The following is a 15,869-nucleotide window of genomic DNA, read 5'->3' as shown; positions in this document are numbered from 1 at the left end:
CCGTATCATAGGGGTAAGGGAATCCCGACAGATTCACTAGGTTATTACGGAGACCGCCATGTCCTCTTCCAAACTCATCCCCCTGCAACTGGGGCGCGGCTCTCTCAAGACGGCGCTTTTGTGCTGTACGGCGCTGGTGCCGGGCACGCTTTACGCGCAAGAAGCTTACCAGTTGGATGACGTGATCCTCGAAGCCGAAGCGCAGACTTCGGGCGCGGCGGATGCCGAAACGGTTGTCGCCAGCGAGATCAGCAGCGGCGGCAAACTGTCGGGTGAGATCATCGACATCCCGGCCAGCGTCTCGGTCATCACCAGCCGTGAGATCGAAGCCCGCGGCGCGGATAGCGTGGAGCAGGTGTTGAACTACACCGCCGGTGCCAGCACCGACAGCTATGGCGCAGATGACCGGTTCGACTATTTCATCCTGCGCGGGTTCGAAGCCTATACCTACCGCGACGGGCTGACGCTGGGCGCGAACTTCGGATCGGTCCGCGAAGAGCCTTTCGCCTATGAGCGCGTCGAGGTGATCCGCGGCGCGTCGTCGTCGACCTTCGGCCTCTCCGATCCCGGCGGCTCGGTCAACTATGTCAGCAAACGCCCCCGCGACGAACGTTTTGGCAGTGTCTACACCTCGGTCGACTCCTATGGCAGCTTGGAAACCGGTGTGGATTTCGGCGACAATCTGGATGAGGAAGGCACGCTCAGCTACCGTTTCACCGGTCTGCTGCGCAATGGCGAGCTTGAGTATCCCTATTCCGAGAACGATGAGATCTTCGCGATGGGCGGCCTGACATGGCGCCCCTCCGATGCGTCTGAGCTGACCGTGATCGTCGACCACCTTGACCGGGACTCCGTGCCCGGCAGCGGCGGTTTCCCGGCGGGCGGCGATTTTGACCGCAGCGATGTGTTCTATGGCGAGCCTGACTACAACTACCGCGGCACCGAGCGGACGACCGTCTCTGTTCTGGGCGCGCATGATTTTGGCAACGGGCTGAGCTTTGGCGGCACCCTGCGCTACAGCGACAGCGCCGATGACTTCGGCTATGCCTATGTCAGCGATGGAACCCCGAATGACAGCACGGTGGACCGCGCCTTTTTTGCCAGCGATGGCACGAGCGAGAGCATGATCTCCGATCTGCATCTGACCTATGAGGGGTTCCTCGGCGGGGCGGCCAGCACCACCACCACGGCGGGCGTCGAATTCTCGTGGTCCGACGAGTCTGACCAACGCTTCTATGGCCCGGCACCGTCGGTTGACCGCGACAACCCGACCTATACGGGCCGTCCGACCAGCGTGCCGATGTTTGCCGATCTTGACACCGAGACGGAGGGCAAGGCGATCTACGCTCAGCAAGAGCTGAACTGGAACGAGCGTTTCATCGCCTCCTTCGGGCTGCGGCACGACTGGATCGACGTGACTGAGACCAACAACCTTGCCGGCACGGTGCAGACCAACGACATCAGCGAGACGACAGGCCGCTTGGGTCTGACCTATAAGATCAAACCCAACCTCTCGGTCTTTGGGAACTACGCGCAGTCGGTCGTGCCCGCAGGCTTTGGCGTCGAGCCGGAAGAGGGCGAGCAGTTCGAGCTCGGCACCAAATGGCAGCCCATGGGCACAAACGCGCTGTTGACGGCCTCGGTCTATGACCTGTCGAAAAGCAACATCACCCGCACCAACCCTGCGACCAACCTGCCGGAAACCATTGGTGAGATCGGCGTGCGTGGTATCGATCTGGAAGCCAAGGCCGAGATGGGCGCCTATACTCTCACCGCCGCCTATAGCTATCTGGATGCCGAGATCAAAGAGAACGGCACCTCTGGCAACGTTGGCAACCGCCCCGGTCTGGTGCCTGAAAACGTCGCTTCGATCTGGGCCAGCCGGACTTGGGAAAACCTTGGCCGCGGTGATCTGACCGTCGGTTTGGGCGCACGGTTCAACAGCGGCTACTACTACAGCGACAGCAACGCCACAGGCGAGACGGGCAGCTTTGTCGTGGTGGATGCCGCGGTCAGCTATGATCTGTCCGAGCAGACCACCCTCTCGGCCAATGTCACCAACCTGTTCGACGAAAAGCACACCTCCTTCGGCGGCTCTTACGCTGACTTCTACAGCCCCGGCCGTGAAGTCACCGTGAAGCTGGCCCATAGCTGGTGAGCCTAGAGCGCGGCACTCCCCTCGTGTGCCGCGCTTTCTTTTGACCGGGAGGAGCCACGGATGACCATCGCCAAAGCCAAGACCACCATCCTCATGGACGCCCCGCAGGAGATGCTGTCGCAAATCCTGTCGCATCTTGTCGATGATCACGGCATGGCGTTTCGCGCCAAGGGGCCGACGGGTCATGTGTTTGAGCAAGACGGCTACCGGGTGGAGTTCGATCTTTGCCCGCGTGGGCTGGAGGTCAGCCTGCAAGCTCCCGGCGAAAACGCCATGCAATTCTCGAAAGAGGGCATGGTCCATCATGTGGCGGAGTTTGACCCCGCGCTGGCCGATCGCATCCGCTGGCAGGGAGTGCCGCAACAGGCCGGAGAGACGCCGCAGAACTTCCGCTTGTTGGAGGTGCTGAACAGCGAAATCCTCTTCGAAGGGATGCAACGCGTCACCCTGCATTACCCGGATATTGCCGAGCTTGCCCCGCAGGGCATCCATCTGCGCCTGATCCTGCCGCGCGATGCCAGCCGCACACCGGTCTGGCCGGTGATGGGGGCCAATGGCGCGCCGGTCTGGCCCAAGGGCGCAGATGAGTTGCACGCGCGCTATGTCACGCTCAAGAACATCCGCCCCGAGCGCGAGGAGGTCGATATCGACGTGGTCCGCCACGGGTCCGGCCTGATCTCGCAATGGGCGCAGAATGCTCATGCCGGGCAGCGGATCGGTGCAATGGGGCCGGTGGGCATCAGTGCCTTGCCCGAAGCCTCTTCCTATTTCCTCGCCGCCGATGGCACGGGGCTGCCCGCCGTGGCGCAGCTTTTGGCGCGGCTGCCCGAGGATGCTGTGGGCGATGTGGTGGCGGCGCTGCCGCGCGGGGTGTCTTATCGCGACTACCTGCCCAAGACCAAGCTGCGCGTCCATGCCCTGCCGCCCGCCACCTTCGAGGCCGAAGTGCTTGGCCATGCGCAGGCGCTGACGGATGACGGTTTGGGCTATGCCTTTTTCGCCGGGGAGTTCCAGAACGCGCAGCAATTGCGCGGGCATTTCAAAACCCAGCTCGGCATGGATAAAACCCGCCAGATTTGCACCGCCTACTGGCGGCGGGGCTAAGCGCGGCCTAGCGCCACGGCCCCGCGTCGCGGCGTCTGCCAGTTTTCGGGATCCGGCTGCTGCTGGTTGGGCGGGCGCTCTGTGTTCGTGCGGGGGCAGCGTCAGGTGTCATCGCACGCAGAGCCGCGATGCGGTTCTCGGTCGCCGGGTGCGTGGCGAAAAGATTGTCGTGTTTATGTGCGTGTAGCGGGTTGATGATGAACATATGCGCCGTGGCCGGGTTGCGCTCTGCCGCGTGATTGTCGATCCGCGCAGCCCCCATGGCGATCTTCTCGAGCGCCGAGGCGAGCCAGAGCGGATGGCCGCAGATCTCGGCCCCCGCCTTATCGGCGGCATATTCCCGCGTCCGACTGATTGCCATCTGCACCAGCGCGGCGGCCATGGGGGCGAGGAACATCATCATCAACGTCCCGATCATCCCCATCCGCTCACGCGCGCCGCCGAAGAACAGGGCGAAATTCGCCAGCATTGAAATCGCACCGGCGAAAGTCGCGGTCACGGTCATGATCGCCGTGTCGTGGTTGCGGATATGCGCCAACTCATGCGCTATGACGCCCGCCAGTTCCTCGCGGCTGAGGCTTTGCATCAGCCCTTTGGTCACCGCCACGGCAGCGTTGGCCGGATTGCGCCCGGTGGCGAAGGCGTTGGGCTGGGGCGTGTCGATCAGATAGACCTTGGGCTCGGGGAGGCCCGCATTCCGCGCAAGCTCTGCCGTCATGGCGTAGAGCCCCTCGCGGTCCCCCGGCGAGACGGGCTGCGCATTGTGCATCTTGAGCACCATGCGGTCGGAGTTCCACCAGGTGAAGGCGTTCATCCCCGCCGCCACCACCAGCGCGATCAGCGCACCGCCTGATCCGCCGATCAGATAGCCGACCCCCATGAAAAGCGCGGTCATCGCCGCCATCAGCATCGCTGTCTTCACATAGCCCATCTTGGCCTCTCGCGGTTGTCCTTTGCAAAGAGATATGGGGCAGCTTCCGCGCGGTGCAAGGCAGGCGGGGGGAGGGGACACGGTTCCCCCCGCCGGATGTTATCCGGGGATACGAGAGGCCATCACGCAGGCGACGCCCGTCGACACACTGCCACTACTGACTGGCCATCCCCGCCAGCATCGCCCCCATGGCAACGAGGTGAACCAGCGTGATCGCCCGGTCATTCCAAAGCAGCCCGACGATCAGCCAGCCCAGGACCCCCACCACGAAGAGGTAGAGGTTCCACGGCGTCCAGCCGAAACCTGTGGCGGCATAGCCGAGGATCTGGATCACCGAGGCGATCCATTTGACCCAAAAGGCCAGCCGCTGCGGCGTGGCGGGCGCAAGCGCTTCAGACGCCACGGGTCAGCCCGCCGTCGATGCGCCAGTTCTGCCCGGTGACATAGGACCCGCCCTCGGAAGCGAGCCAGCCGATCAGCGATGACACCTCGGCCTCCGTGCCGTAGCGCCCCATGGGAATGCGCGCGCGCCGGTCCTCGGTCTCGGGCAGGCTGTCGATAAAGCCGGGCAAGACGTTGTTCATGCGGATGTTCTGGCCCGCATATTGGTCGGCGTAGAGTTTGGCGAAACCCGCCAGCCCGGCGCGGAAGACGCCCGAGGTCGGAAAGAGCGGGTCCGGCTCGAAGGTGGCGAAGGTCGAGATATTGATGATCGCACCGCCGCCCTGCGCCGCCATGATCGGCGTTACCAAACGGGTGGGTCGGATCACGTTCATCAGATAGACGTCCATCCCATCGTGCCAATCTGCGTCGCTCATTTCCAGAATGTCGCCCTTCGGCCCATGCCCGGCGGAGTTCACCAGCACATCGACGCGGCCCCAACGGTCCATCGCGTCATCCACCAGCTGCGCCAGCGCGTCTGGCGATTGGTTCGAGCCGGTGATGCCAAAGCCGCCCAGTTGGGTGCCGAGCGCCTCCCCCTTGCCGGAAGAAGACAGGACACCGACCTTAAAGCCGTCTGCCGCCAGTTTGCGGGCCGCGCCCGCCCCCATGCCGCTGCCGCCTGCGGTGATAAGGGCTACTTTTTCTGCTGTCATCGGGTATGCTCCATATACTAGGCAGCGATTGTGCTGCGGGGATATGCTGCGTCATTTAGGTGCTGTGATCCCGTGCAGCCAGCCGGATGCTTTGTTGTGTGACTGTAGGAAAACTATCGTGTCGAATGAGATGCCTCTGCCGCCCTTGAACGGGCTTCGTGCCTTTGCCGCCGCGGGGCGTCACCTGAATTTCCGGGCCGCGGCGGATGAGTTGGGCGTGACCCAAGGCGCGGTCGCCCAGCAGGTGCGCGGGCTGGAGGATCATCTGGGGCTGCGTCTGTTCCTGCGCGAGCCGCGGGGGCTGGCCTTTACCGACGAGGGGCGCGCCTATCATCTGTCGGTATCGCGTGCTTTCGAACAATTGGCCGAGGCGACGGATGCCCTGCGCCACGCGCCCGCGCGGGTGACGATCAGTGTGACGCCGACCTTCGCATCGAAATGGCTGATCCCCCGGCTTTCGGATTTTACCCAAGCGCACCCCGGCATTGATTTGCGCATCACGGCGACAGAGCGGGTAGCGAGTTTTCATGCCGATGGGATCGACCTTGCCGTGCGGCAGGCGCGTCCGCCCTTTGGGGCGAGCCTGAGGGCGAACCTGCTCTTCGCGCAGGAGGTGGTGGCCGTGTGCTCTCCGGCGCTGCTTGCGGGGGAGGGGGCGGTCGATGCCGCCACACTGGCGCGCATGACCCTGCTTCACGATACCCATGACCTCTGGCCGCGCTTTGCCGAAGAGGCTTTTGGCAGCAGCGTCAAACCGGCCCGCACGCTGCGGTTCAATCAAACGACCCTAAGCCTCGATGCTGCTTTGGCGGGCCAGGGGGTGGCGCTGGCAAGCCGCTTTCTGGTGCAGCGCGATCTTGAGGCGGGGCGGCTGCTGCGCCCGGTGCCGCATGTGATGGAAGGCGGGCTGGATTTTTACCTGCTTTCGCCCCGGCAGGGGGTGTCGAGCGCGGCGATCATCGTGCGCGATTGGCTCTGTACGGTGGCCAAGGGCGAGGCGGGTTAATCCTGCGCGCGGGCTTTCAGCCGCAAGAAGCTATCCTCTCCAGCCAGAACGTAGCGCAGCAGCAAAAGCTCCACCTTGGCCGCATCGCGGGCGGTAAAGGCGCGCAGCATGTCGCGGTGCAAATCGACGAGGGTTTCATGCGCGACGGCGTCGCGCAGCGTGGCCATGCGAACGGCCTGAATTTGGGCCATGTAGCGCAGGATCGTGTCGCGCAACTCGATGTTAGGCACGGCCATGATCCAAGTGCGGCGGATGTCTTCGGAGGCGGCATAGAGGCTTTCGATATCGCCGGTTTCCAACGTGCGCTCGGATTGTTCCACCGCGCGGGTCAGGGTGGCGATGTCCTCATCGGTCAGCTGATTGGTGGCCAGCGCCGCGGCGCGCGGTTCCAGCAGGCGGCGCAACTCGAAAATCTCGCAAATCTGGCGCATCGACAGGTTGGGCAGGGTGAAGCCCCGTGTCGTGCTGTCGAGGTAGCCCTCATGCGACAGGCGCATCAGCGCATCGCGCACCGGCATCCGCGAGACGTTGAACTCTTCGGCGACGGCGGTGTCGACAAAGCGGTCCCCATGGCTGATCTCGCCCCGCTGAATGCGCCCGAGGAAGATGTCGTAAATCTGATCTTTCATGTGGCGCTTGGCTGAGCGGGGCATTCCGACCTCTTTGAAAAGTATGCGATTGCAGCTCGAGCATGCGCAAGAAATACGCTTATTGCTAGGTATAAGTTTGCATACTTGTAAAATTCAATTGAATTCGTATACGAAAACTGGCAGCCAATAGGGGAAAGCTTGCCGCGCTGCGCGGGGGTGTTCACAGGGAGCAAAACATGAATCTGAAAAATAATCTGATCGTTGGCCTCACCGTCGCGGCGCTGACGACACTGTCGGGCGTCTCTGCCATGGCGCAGGACGTGCTGAAAATCGGCTCTTACCCGGCGAACCCGCCGTGGGAGTTCAAGAACGAAGCGGGTGCCTTCGAGGGGTTCGAGGTCGACATCATCAATGAGGTCGCCGCCCGGCTTGGCAAGACGACCGAAATCAGCGGCTACGACTTCCGCGCGCTTTTCGTGGCCACCGCCTCGGGCCGGGTCGATGCGGTGATTTCATCGCTCACCATCACCGATGAACGGCTTGAGGCGCAGTCTTTCACGCAGCCCTATTTCTCGGGCGCATTGGGGGTCGGGACCAAGACCGACGCCGGGATTGCCGATCTCGACGGGCTGGAGGGCAAACGCATCGGTTCCATCGCCACCTCTTTCCCGGAGAACTGGTTGAAAGAGCGGGAGGATGAGCTCGGCTATAAATCCTATTCCAGCTATGACACCACCGCCAATATGCTGACCGATCTGCGCAGTGGCCGGATCGATGCCGCGGTGAATGATATCGTCAGCCTGCGCTACGCCTTTGCCCAGCCGACGATGCAGGGCTTGCAGGTCTCGGTCGAGATTCCGACGGGCGATAAATTCGCGATCATGATGCCCAAGGGCTCTGAGCATCTGGAGGCGGTCAACGATGCGATCTCTTCCATGAAAGAGGACGGCACCATGGCGGCGCTCTATGAAAAGTGGCTCGGCGTGGCACCTGCCGAAGGTAGCCTTGCGGTGACCCCGTTGCCGGTGCCGACCTCGGCTGACTGATACCCATCGGGCCGCGGGTGGGGCGTTGCCCTACTTGCGGCCCATGGCTGGCTCCCTGCGATCAAACTGACGGACTGCGCAATGGAAATCATCGACATCTTCTTCAATCTCGACGTGATGCGCCGCGCCTTCCCGATCTTGATGCGCGGGCTTCTCAACACCATTCTGCTGGGCGCTTCGGCCATTTTCTTTGGCGGAATCCTCGGCGTTCTGGTCTGTCTGGTGCGGCTTTACGCGGTCAAGCCGTTCCGGCTGCTGGCGGTTCTGTATACGGATATCTTCCGCGCCATTCCGGTGCTGGTGGTGCTGATCCTCGTCTATTACGCGCTGCCCTTCGCGGGCATCGTCTTTTCCTCATTCGTGGGGGCGACCATTGCGCTGGCGCTGGTGCTGGCGGCCTATACGGCAGAGGTCGTGCGCGCCGGGATCGAAGCCGTGCCGCGCGGCCAGTTTGAGGCCTGCGATGCGCTTGGCCTGTCTTTCTTCACCACCATGCGCAAGGTGATCCTGCCGCAGGCGTTTCGGATGATGATCCCGCCGCTGGCCTCCTATGCGGTGGCGATCATGAAAGACACTTCGCTCGCTTCGGTCGTGGCGATGGATGATTTGCTGAAACAGGCCACCGACGCGCAGGCGCTTTTCGCCAATCCGACGCCGCTGCTGCTGGCCGCGCTGATCTACATCGCGATCCTTTGGCCGATGGTCCGTTTCACCGGCTGGCTAGAGCAGCATTACAAGCGCGGCTACCGCTGAGCCGAAGCGGCCCCGTCCCCCACAAAATTACCGTCCCGCGCGCCTGCGCGGCCAACACCCTACGGAGATTACAATGTCCACAGAAACAGGAACGGGCGACGCCTATCTCCTTTATCACTCCATCGGGCAATATCCCGGCAAACATGCGGATATGCTGGCCGGGCTCACCGATTTTACCGATGCATGGGCCGCGCCCAACGGCGACCAATGGGCCGATGTCTTGCCCAAACGCCAGCAGTTCATTGACCTCTGGGCCGAGTTGATCGGCGCGCCGAAGGGCACCGTCACCACGACAGAGAGCGTCACCACCGGGCTGATGGCCGTCATCGGTGCGTTGCCCGAAGGCACCCTGCGCGGCAAGAAGGTCTTGGTGGCTGAGGATGGTTTCCCCTCTCTGCACTTCCTGCTTACCGGCCTGTCGAAGCGTTTTGGTTTCACGTTGAACACTGTGCCGATCCGGCAAGGGGGGCACTGGGTCGAGGCCGAAGACATCATCGCCCATTGGGACGAGGAGGTGGCGCTGGCCCTGCTGACTTGGGTCAGTTCGACGACGTCGCACCGGTTGGACATCCCGCAATTGGTGGCGCATGGCCGCAAGATGGGATCGCTCATCGGGGTGGATATGACGCAGGCCGTGGGGCTGCTGCCCTATGACGTGACCGCGCCGCGCGTCGATTTCGCCCTGTCGACCAGCCTCAAATGGATGTGCGGCACGCCGGGCGCGGGGATCGTCTATATGGACGCCGATCTGATCCCGCAGTGCCAGCCCGAGATGCGCGGCTGGTTCTCGCAAGGCAATCCGTTCTCATGGGATCTCGACGCTTTCGAATTCGCGCCTGACATTCGGCGGCTCGACAGTGGCACGCCCTCGACCGTTCCTGCGGTGGCCAGCCTGCCGGCGATGAAATGGCGCATGGGGCAGAACACCGAAGTCTTGGCGGCGCATAACCGCAAGCTGACCGCGCAGCTACAGGCGGGGCTTGAGGGGATGGGCCTGACCCTGGCCAGCCCGGTAGACCCGGACCAGCGGGGCGGCAGTCTCATGGTGGTTCTGCCCGATCACATCGACGCGGCGGATGTGGTGGCGCAATTGGCGGCGCTGGAGATTTACGTCGACAACCGCAGCCAGACCCTTCGCATGTCGCCGGGGGTGCTGACCACCGCCGCCGGGATCGATCGCACGCTGCACGCGCTTCGGGCTTTTCTGACCTGACCCCCCGCCGGTGCCGCGATGCGCCGTCAGGAGGCGGCCATCGCATCCGGCCGCCCTTCGAGCGGCGGGAAATCCACGAAAAAGGTCGTGCCTTCGCCCTCGGCGGTTTCAAAGCGAATTTCCCCAAGGTGCTGGTCGACAATGGCTTTGACGATGCTCATGCCCAGCCCATGCCCCTCTTTGACCCGGTAGCTGGAGCCGCGGGAAAACCGTTCGAAAAGAACCGGTTGCAGCTCCAAAGGCAGGCCGCTGCCGTGGTCTTTGACCCAGAACCCCGTGCCATCCTCCGAAAGACCAAGCTGAACCGTGCCGCCTTCGTCCGAGGCTTTGATCGCGTTGGACAGCAGGTTTGACAACAGCCGCGTGAGCCGCCCTTCGTGCAGCCGCAACAGCGGTGCGGGGGCCTCGGAGGGGGTCATTTCCAAGCCAACGCCGCGCTCTTTCGCGTAGGAGACCAAGGTCTCCGAGGCTTGGGCCAAGAGCGGTGCCAAGGCGCGTTCGGAGAACCCCGATTGATCCGGTCTGCGCAGGGTTTCGACATCCAGAATATCCCCCACCATCTGATCGATCGCCCGGGCGTTGCGCATCGCAAGCTGCAACAGTTTGCGCTTTTGCGGCGGCAGATCGTCCGGGTTCAACTCAAGCAAGCGCAGCGCCCCGGTCAGCGCGGTCAGCGGTGTTTTCATCTCATGGCTGACGGTGGCGATAAGCTGGTCCTTGGCGCGTTCGAACTCGCGCTGCTCACTAACGTCGCGCACCACGCCGAGATAGCCCAGATGCTCACCGCGGTCAGTCTCGACCTTGGCGGTGGCGACTTGGCCTTCGAAGGTCGTGCCATCGGCGCGACGACAGGCAACGGAAAATCCGCTTTCTTTGCTGGTGGTGCCGGCATTTGACAGCTCTTCGCCGACACGTTCATAGCTGCCGAGGGTCTCGTAAAGAACCGCCGTTTGCCGCCCCAAAAGCGCGTCGGGGGCGTAGCCGAACAGCGTTTCGACCGCCGGGTTCACCATGGCCACGCGGCGGTTGGGATCGGCCATGATGATGGCCTCGGGCACGGCATCGACCATCGCCTTGAGCAGCCCGCGCTGTTCGCGCAACGCGCGGCGCTCGGATTGCCGCGAGAGCTCGCTGCTCAGCCAGCGGGCGAGGAACTGGACGAATTGGGTCTGCGCCTTGCTGAACGGGGCGGGGCGCGGGGCGGTGCCGGAAAAGTTCAACGTCCCAAAGAGCGCATCCCCGATTTTCAGCGGTGCCCCAATGTAGCTTTCCAGCCCAAAGTTCTCATAGCAGGGGTGGGCCGAAATCTCTTGCTGGCCCGCGTGGTGAAAAGACGTCACATCGTCGTTGCCAAGCGTATGCAGGCAATAGGTGCCATTGATGTCGAAGGTGCTGCCGGGGGCGGGTGCCCAATCGGGCCCATGGACATAGACGCATTCATAGACCGGGTGATCCACGCGGGAGACGATGCCAAGTTCGAGGTCGAGCGCCTCTGTGCCCAGTTGCAAAAGCTTGGCGATCTTGTCTTCGACAGAGAGGTCAGGTTCGACAGCAAGCATATAGAGGTGCCGCAGCGGATCGTCGAAATCCGCCAGAGCGTTGTAAAAGTCGTTCATATTTGCCTCTGTCGTGATCTTTGCATCTGTCTTGGCGCGTGGGCAGATGTTCACCCAAGGTATCCCCCTCGGGCACCGCTGCCAATGCCGCAACGGCTAAATTGGGGCAAGAACAAGACTTTTCACCCCGATAGGCAGACCGATGCCGATTGGCAGAGCCGGCGTGCACCCCATTGCAAAGCGGTGGCCATCGTAAATCGAGCAGCTATGGTACGGCCAACGAGGGTTGCGAAGAGGGGAGATTTGACCATGCGATTGATGCGATACGGGGCGCGGGACAGCGTGAAAACGCCGGTGGTGTTGGATGCGGCAGGGCAGGCGCGGGATGTCAGCGCCCTTGTGCCAGACTTCACGCCCGAGACGATCCCGACGCTGCGCGATGTGTTTAAGGGCGTCGATCTGGAAGGGCTGCCGCTGGCCCAGACCCAAGGCCAGCGCATCGCCGCACCGGTCAGCCCGCCGCGCAACATCTGGGGCGTCGGGTTGAACTATTCCGACCATGCGGCGGAGTCGGGCATGGAGGTCCCGCGCGAGCCGATCCTGTTCAACAAGGCCAGCCGCACCTATTGCGGGCCGAACGATCCGCTTCTCTATTCCAAGCAGATGAGCAAACTTGATTGGGAGGTCGAGTTGGGCGTGGTGATCGGGCGTACCACCTTGAACGTCAGCCGCGATCGGGCGTTGGATCATGTGCTGGGCTATTGCGTCGTCAACGACGTGTCCGAGCGCGCGTGGCAGGCCGAGCGGGGCGGGCAATGGGTCAAGGGCAAGAGCTTTCCCAACTTTTGCCCGACAGGGCCAGTGCTCGTGACAGGGGATGAGTTGGGCGATCCGGGCAAGCTGTCGCTTTGGACCGAGGTCAATGGCGAACGGCTGCAAGATGGTTCTACCGAAAAGATGATCTTCGATGTGGCGACGATTATCTCCTATATGTCCGAATTCATCCAGTTGGAGCCGGGCGATCTGATTTGCACGGGCACGCCGCCGGGCGTGGGCATGGGGCTGAAACCGCAGCGCTATCTCAGCCCCGGCGACCGGGTTCGGCTGGGCGTGCAAGGGCTGGGTGAGCAGGAGCAAGTGGTGGAGCACCTGCCCGCGCGGTGAATCGCGATCTCGAAGAGCTGAGGCGCGGCGTTCAGGCCACCTCGGCCTCCCGCGCTTCGGCGGCGGCGAGGGCAATGGCAGGGCGCAGGGGCAGGGTCAGCAAAAAGCTACTGCCCTTGCCCATGATGCTGGTGGCGACAAGGCTGCCGCCATGGGCGGTGGCGATGTCACGCGAAATGGCAAGGCCCAGCCCGGTGCCGCCAAAGCGCCGGGTGGCGGTGGAATCGACCTGATGGAAGGGTTCGAAAACGCGCTCTAGCTCATCTTCGGGGATGCCAATGCCGGAATCCGTCACGCGGAATTCCACCACCTCCCCCCGGATGCGGCAGGTCAGCGAAATGGTCCCTTCGTCGGAGAATTTCGTCGCATTGCTCAGCAGGTTGATCAACACTTGCTGAATGCGTTTCCCATCCGCCAGCATCACGCCGCTGGCCGATTTTACTTTCAGTTCCAGCCCTTTGTCTTCGACCATCGGGCGCAGCTGATCTGCGGTCGGGGTGACGATATCGTCGATCTGCACCGGCTCCATCGCGATGGACAGGCTGCCCGCGTCGATCTTGGCAAAGTCGAGCACCTCGTTGATCAGGGTCAGCAGGTGATTGCCCGACCGCTCGACCGTTTGCATGATGTCGCCCAGTTTGGACATCGTCGCCGAAAGCTTGGGAGAGAGCGTTTCGCGGGTCTGGGGATCAGCCTCGATGGCGTTGCATAGGTCACGCGCCGCCGGCGTCCGGTCGAAATGCCGCGCAAGGCGGACATGGCCCAGAATGACGGTCAGCGGCGTACGCAACTCATGGCTCAGCACGCCCATGAAGTCGGTCTTGGCCTTATTCGCGTCCTCGGCGGTCAAAAGCGCCTTCTTCAGGTCGGTCACGTCGATCCGTAGGCCCACGACGCTGCCATCTTTCATCCGCCGGTCCGAGGTGCGGATGATGCGACCATCGGGCATGCGCTGCTCGGTCTCGAAGGCGCCGTTTTCTCGCTTTTCCAGCCAGATGCGGATCCATTCCTCTTCCTTGCCGATGGCATCGGGGACCATGCCGCGGCGAATGCTGTCCCGCACGATCTGTTCATAGGTCGAGCCGGGCTTCACCACGTCGCTATAGCCATGAATCTCGCGGTATTTTTCGTTGCAAAGCACCAAGGTACCCTTGGCGTCATACATGACGAAACCGTGGTCCAAGGCTTCGACACCGGTGCGCAGCCGTTCTTCGGCAAGTTTGCGGTTGTCGGCCAGCCGCATGATGTACCACGCAAAAATCGTAACGCCGAGCGCGCCTTGCAGACGCAAGAGCCAGTTCAGCCAGAAGTCCGGGCGGTGCTCTGGCCAGCCGTCTTTGACCGTGGCGGCCAGTTGCCACGTGCCAAAGGCAAAGCTGAAGTCGAGTTTGATCGGGTCGTCCAAGGTCATTTCGGGGTCGCCGATGATGGTCTGTTCGACCTCTCCCTCTGGCGTCAACTCGCGGATGGCCAGATCGTATTTCTGGGTCAGTTCGGGGATTTGCAACCGGGTGACGAGGGCGTCGTAATCCACCACCATCGAGAGGATGCCCCAAGGCGTGTCCGGCGCGGCATTGGTGCCGGTTGAATCAAAGATCGGATGTCGCAGGATCAACCCGCGCCCGCCCTGCACCAGATCGACCGGGCCGGTCACCAGCCCCTCACCGCTTTGCAAAGCCTGTTCGACTTTCGGCAATTGCGCCGCGTTCTGGCGGTAGTCCAGCCCCAGCACGCCGCGATTGGCCTCATAGGGGTGGACGATGGTGACAACGAGATCGGGGGCCACGGCGAGGTTGATGACATCCGGGTTCTCGGCCATGAACTCTGCCGCGCGGGCGCTAAATTCGGATTGGGTGATCGTCGGGTTCTCGCTGATGACGGTGGCCAATTCGCGCAGTTTCAGGATCTGCTCGAAGATATCCGCGCGGATCCGCTCGCGGACTTCGATCAGCTCCAAGGTGGTGTCGAGCTCCAGATCCTGCATGTAGGTCTGGTAGGACAGCGTCTCGATCCGATGGCCAAAGCCAAGGACAACGGCGCAGAGCGCGACCAGCACGACAATCCGTTTCGCACGCTGAGACAGCGCATTTCTGATCTTTTCCATGCCGGCTTTGCCCAAAATGGTCCCTGTCCTCCACGCTCCGGCCTTCTGAGGGCCGGATACGCCCCGGGGGCATTAGACCGCACAGTTCTTTGTTGACGCAAGAAAAATACCCGGATGCATGCAAATGCCGGGGCAGTAGCGTCAATTTTGCATAAATCGCGCCTATGAGGGTGCGGATTGTCCCAGCAATTCAACCAGAATCCGACGCAGCAGGGCAATGTCTTGGGGGTTGGACATGCTGGGGGCATGGCCGCAGCCGGGGAATTCGGTCATGCCGGGCCGGGGGCCGCTTTGCGTCATGCGCTGTGCGGCCTCGGGTTGCAGCAGGTCCGACTGCGCGCCGCGCAGCAGATGGGTGGGCGTGCGGGTCCGTGACCAACGGGCCCATGTCGACAACTCATGCGCCGAGGCGGTGAATTGCACGGTGATGCGCGGATCATAATGCAGGGTCAGCCGCCCATCCCCACGGCGGCGCAGCGACGACCGCGCCATGCGCTGCCAATAGGCATCGGCGGCCGGGCCGAAGGGGGCGTAGGTCTGGCGCAGCCACGCCTCCCCTTCGGCGAAACTGCCGAAGTCGGGCAGGCTGCCCACATAGGAAAGGATCCGCTGCACCGCGGCCTCGGGCAGTTCGGGGCTGATGTCGTTCACCACCAAGGCGCTGACCCGCTGCGCCTCGGGGCTAGAGGCCACATGCATCCCGATCATGCCGCCCAAAGAGGTGCCGAACCACGCGGCGCGGTCGATCTGGAAGTGATCCAAAAGCCCCGTCGCGATCTGCGCGTAGTGTTTTACGGAATATTCCACCTCAGGGTCTCGCGCCCAACTCGACCTTCCGCGCCCGATTATGTCGGGACAGAGCACATGGAAATCCCGCGACAGGGTGGCGGCGGCCTCATCGAAATCGCGCCCGGTGCGGGCCAGACCGTGCAGCATTAGCACTGCGGGCTTCTGGCGATCACCCCATTCGGCGACATGCACCTCATGGCCCATTACGGGGACAAAGTGGAAATGGGGGGCGGTCATTGGCGCGTGCCTTTCCGGGTCAGCATGGGCATAGCGCGGGTGATGCCACCCGCGCCCTTGCCCCCTGCCAGCCGTACCCGCGCGACCGCGGCCCGCGCGATCATGGCGCGTCCGCCATGCG

General features: G+C 62.9%; 14 protein-coding genes. 7 read left to right on the top strand and 7 right to left on the bottom strand.

All coding sequences use genetic code 11. From position 1 onward, the window contains the following. Positions 1-58: 58 nt before the first annotated feature. Positions 59-2,158 (top strand): TonB-dependent siderophore receptor, encoded by a 2,100-nt coding sequence (locus ACGYK4_RS03150; RefSeq protein ID WP_394455061.1) that lies wholly within the window; start codon positions 59-61, stop codon positions 2,156-2,158. Positions 2,159-2,218: 60 nt separating this feature from the next. After that, positions 2,219-3,262, top strand: a complete 1,044-nt coding sequence (locus ACGYK4_RS03145; protein ID WP_394455060.1) for a siderophore-interacting protein — start codon at positions 2,219-2,221, stop codon at positions 3,260-3,262. 7 nt (positions 3,263-3,269) lie between these two features. Here ACGYK4_RS03145 and htpX read toward each other — a convergent pair whose 3' ends face one another. The 3 genes from htpX to ACGYK4_RS03130 all read right to left on the bottom strand — a co-directional run bounded on the left by htpX (position 3,270) and on the right by ACGYK4_RS03130 (position 5,290). After that, positions 3,270-4,193, bottom strand: coding sequence for a zinc metalloprotease HtpX (gene htpX / locus ACGYK4_RS03140; protein ID WP_394455059.1), 924 nt, complete (start codon positions 4,191-4,193; stop codon positions 3,270-3,272). A gap of 154 nt (positions 4,194-4,347) precedes the next feature. Next, complete coding sequence (locus tag ACGYK4_RS03135; RefSeq protein WP_394432345.1) at positions 4,348-4,596, bottom strand: DUF6552 family protein; 249 nt, start codon at positions 4,594-4,596, stop codon at positions 4,348-4,350. Continuing rightward, positions 4,586-5,290 (bottom strand): SDR family oxidoreductase, encoded by a 705-nt coding sequence (locus ACGYK4_RS03130; RefSeq protein WP_394455057.1) that lies wholly within the window; start codon positions 5,288-5,290, stop codon positions 4,586-4,588. Before ACGYK4_RS03130 ends, ACGYK4_RS03135 begins: the two co-directional genes overlap by 11 nt. Positions 5,291-5,420: 130 nt before the next feature. Between ACGYK4_RS03130 and ACGYK4_RS03125 the strand changes: the two genes are divergently transcribed. Further along, the gene (locus ACGYK4_RS03125; protein ID WP_394455113.1) at positions 5,421-6,296 is read left to right on the top strand and encodes a LysR substrate-binding domain-containing protein; all 876 of its coding nucleotides are present in this window, start codon (positions 5,421-5,423) and stop codon (positions 6,294-6,296) included. Here ACGYK4_RS03125 and ACGYK4_RS03120 read toward each other — a convergent pair. Next, positions 6,293-6,949, bottom strand: a complete 657-nt coding sequence (locus tag ACGYK4_RS03120; RefSeq protein ID WP_209218339.1) for a GntR family transcriptional regulator — start codon at positions 6,947-6,949, stop codon at positions 6,293-6,295. The two genes, ACGYK4_RS03125 and ACGYK4_RS03120, sit on opposite strands and share 4 nt — an antisense overlap. Before the next feature lie 173 nt (positions 6,950-7,122). On the opposite strand from ACGYK4_RS03120, the gene ACGYK4_RS03115 reads away from it, so the two are divergent. The 3 genes from ACGYK4_RS03115 to ACGYK4_RS03105 all read left to right on the top strand — a co-directional run bounded on the left by ACGYK4_RS03115 (position 7,123) and on the right by ACGYK4_RS03105 (position 9,898). After that, positions 7,123-7,932, top strand: coding sequence for an ABC transporter substrate-binding protein (locus tag ACGYK4_RS03115; protein ID WP_394432349.1), 810 nt, complete (start codon positions 7,123-7,125; stop codon positions 7,930-7,932). 81 nt (positions 7,933-8,013) lie between these two features. Beyond that, on the top strand, positions 8,014-8,685 hold the full coding sequence (locus tag ACGYK4_RS03110) for an amino acid ABC transporter permease (RefSeq protein WP_394455055.1): 672 nt from the start codon (positions 8,014-8,016) through the stop codon (positions 8,683-8,685). 73 nt (positions 8,686-8,758) lie between these two features. After that, on the top strand, positions 8,759-9,898 hold the full coding sequence (locus tag ACGYK4_RS03105; RefSeq protein WP_394455053.1) for an aminotransferase class V-fold PLP-dependent enzyme: 1,140 nt from the start codon (positions 8,759-8,761) through the stop codon (positions 9,896-9,898). A 26-nt stretch (positions 9,899-9,924) separates the two neighbouring features. Here ACGYK4_RS03105 and ACGYK4_RS03100 read toward each other — a convergent pair whose 3' ends face one another. Further along, positions 9,925-11,514: an ATP-binding protein gene (locus ACGYK4_RS03100; protein ID WP_394455052.1), complete on the bottom strand. Its 1,590-nt coding sequence runs from the start codon at positions 11,512-11,514 to the stop codon at positions 9,925-9,927. A 249-nt stretch (positions 11,515-11,763) separates the two neighbouring features. Here ACGYK4_RS03100 and ACGYK4_RS03095 point away from each other — a divergent pair, with 249 nt between their 5' ends. Beyond that, positions 11,764-12,618, top strand: coding sequence for a fumarylacetoacetate hydrolase family protein (locus tag ACGYK4_RS03095; protein WP_394455050.1), 855 nt, complete (start codon positions 11,764-11,766; stop codon positions 12,616-12,618). 31 nt (positions 12,619-12,649) lie between these two features. Here ACGYK4_RS03095 and ACGYK4_RS03090 read toward each other — a convergent pair whose 3' ends face one another. Together ACGYK4_RS03090 and ACGYK4_RS03085 are read right to left on the bottom strand one after the other, a co-directional pair. Continuing rightward, complete coding sequence (locus ACGYK4_RS03090; protein ID WP_394455049.1) at positions 12,650-14,722, bottom strand: ATP-binding protein; 2,073 nt, start codon at positions 14,720-14,722, stop codon at positions 12,650-12,652. 162 nt (positions 14,723-14,884) lie between these two features. Continuing rightward, positions 14,885-15,748: an alpha/beta fold hydrolase gene (locus ACGYK4_RS03085; RefSeq protein ID WP_394455048.1), complete on the bottom strand. Its 864-nt coding sequence runs from the start codon at positions 15,746-15,748 to the stop codon at positions 14,885-14,887. Between the last annotated feature and the right edge of the window lie 121 nt (positions 15,749-15,869).

The sequence above is a fragment of the Sulfitobacter sp. 1A13368 genome, assembly GCF_043557275.1.
Taxonomy (GTDB): Bacteria; Pseudomonadota; Alphaproteobacteria; order Rhodobacterales; family Rhodobacteraceae; genus Sulfitobacter; species Sulfitobacter faviae.
This window is presented reverse-complemented; position numbering and strand designations above follow the sequence as displayed.

What these genes read in the sequence shown, in the direction of transcription:
- ACGYK4_RS03090 (WP_394455049.1), bottom strand. Translation starts at nt 14,722, where the DNA reads ATGGAAAAGATCAGAAATGCGCTGTCTCAGCGTGCGAAACGGATTGTC.
- ACGYK4_RS03145 (WP_394455060.1), top strand. Translation starts at nt 2,219, where the DNA reads ATGACCATCGCCAAAGCCAAGACCACCATCCTCATGGACGCCCCGCAG.
- ACGYK4_RS03105 (WP_394455053.1), top strand. Translation starts at nt 8,759, where the DNA reads ATGTCCACAGAAACAGGAACGGGCGACGCCTATCTCCTTTATCACTCC.
- ACGYK4_RS03115 (WP_394432349.1), top strand. Translation starts at nt 7,123, where the DNA reads ATGAATCTGAAAAATAATCTGATCGTTGGCCTCACCGTCGCGGCGCTG.
- ACGYK4_RS03125 (WP_394455113.1), top strand. Translation starts at nt 5,421, where the DNA reads ATGCCTCTGCCGCCCTTGAACGGGCTTCGTGCCTTTGCCGCCGCGGGG.
- ACGYK4_RS03150 (WP_394455061.1), top strand. Translation starts at nt 59, where the DNA reads ATGTCCTCTTCCAAACTCATCCCCCTGCAACTGGGGCGCGGCTCTCTC.
- ACGYK4_RS03095 (WP_394455050.1), top strand. Translation starts at nt 11,764, where the DNA reads ATGCGATTGATGCGATACGGGGCGCGGGACAGCGTGAAAACGCCGGTG.
- ACGYK4_RS03085 (WP_394455048.1), bottom strand. Translation starts at nt 15,748, where the DNA reads ATGACCGCCCCCCATTTCCACTTTGTCCCCGTAATGGGCCATGAGGTG.
- ACGYK4_RS03130 (WP_394455057.1), bottom strand. Translation starts at nt 5,290, where the DNA reads ATGACAGCAGAAAAAGTAGCCCTTATCACCGCAGGCGGCAGCGGCATG.
- ACGYK4_RS03120 (WP_209218339.1), bottom strand. Translation starts at nt 6,949, where the DNA reads ATGCCCCGCTCAGCCAAGCGCCACATGAAAGATCAGATTTACGACATC.
- ACGYK4_RS03110 (WP_394455055.1), top strand. Translation starts at nt 8,014, where the DNA reads ATGGAAATCATCGACATCTTCTTCAATCTCGACGTGATGCGCCGCGCC.
- ACGYK4_RS03100 (WP_394455052.1), bottom strand. Translation starts at nt 11,514, where the DNA reads ATGAACGACTTTTACAACGCTCTGGCGGATTTCGACGATCCGCTGCGG.
- htpX (WP_394455059.1), bottom strand. Translation starts at nt 4,193, where the DNA reads ATGGGCTATGTGAAGACAGCGATGCTGATGGCGGCGATGACCGCGCTT.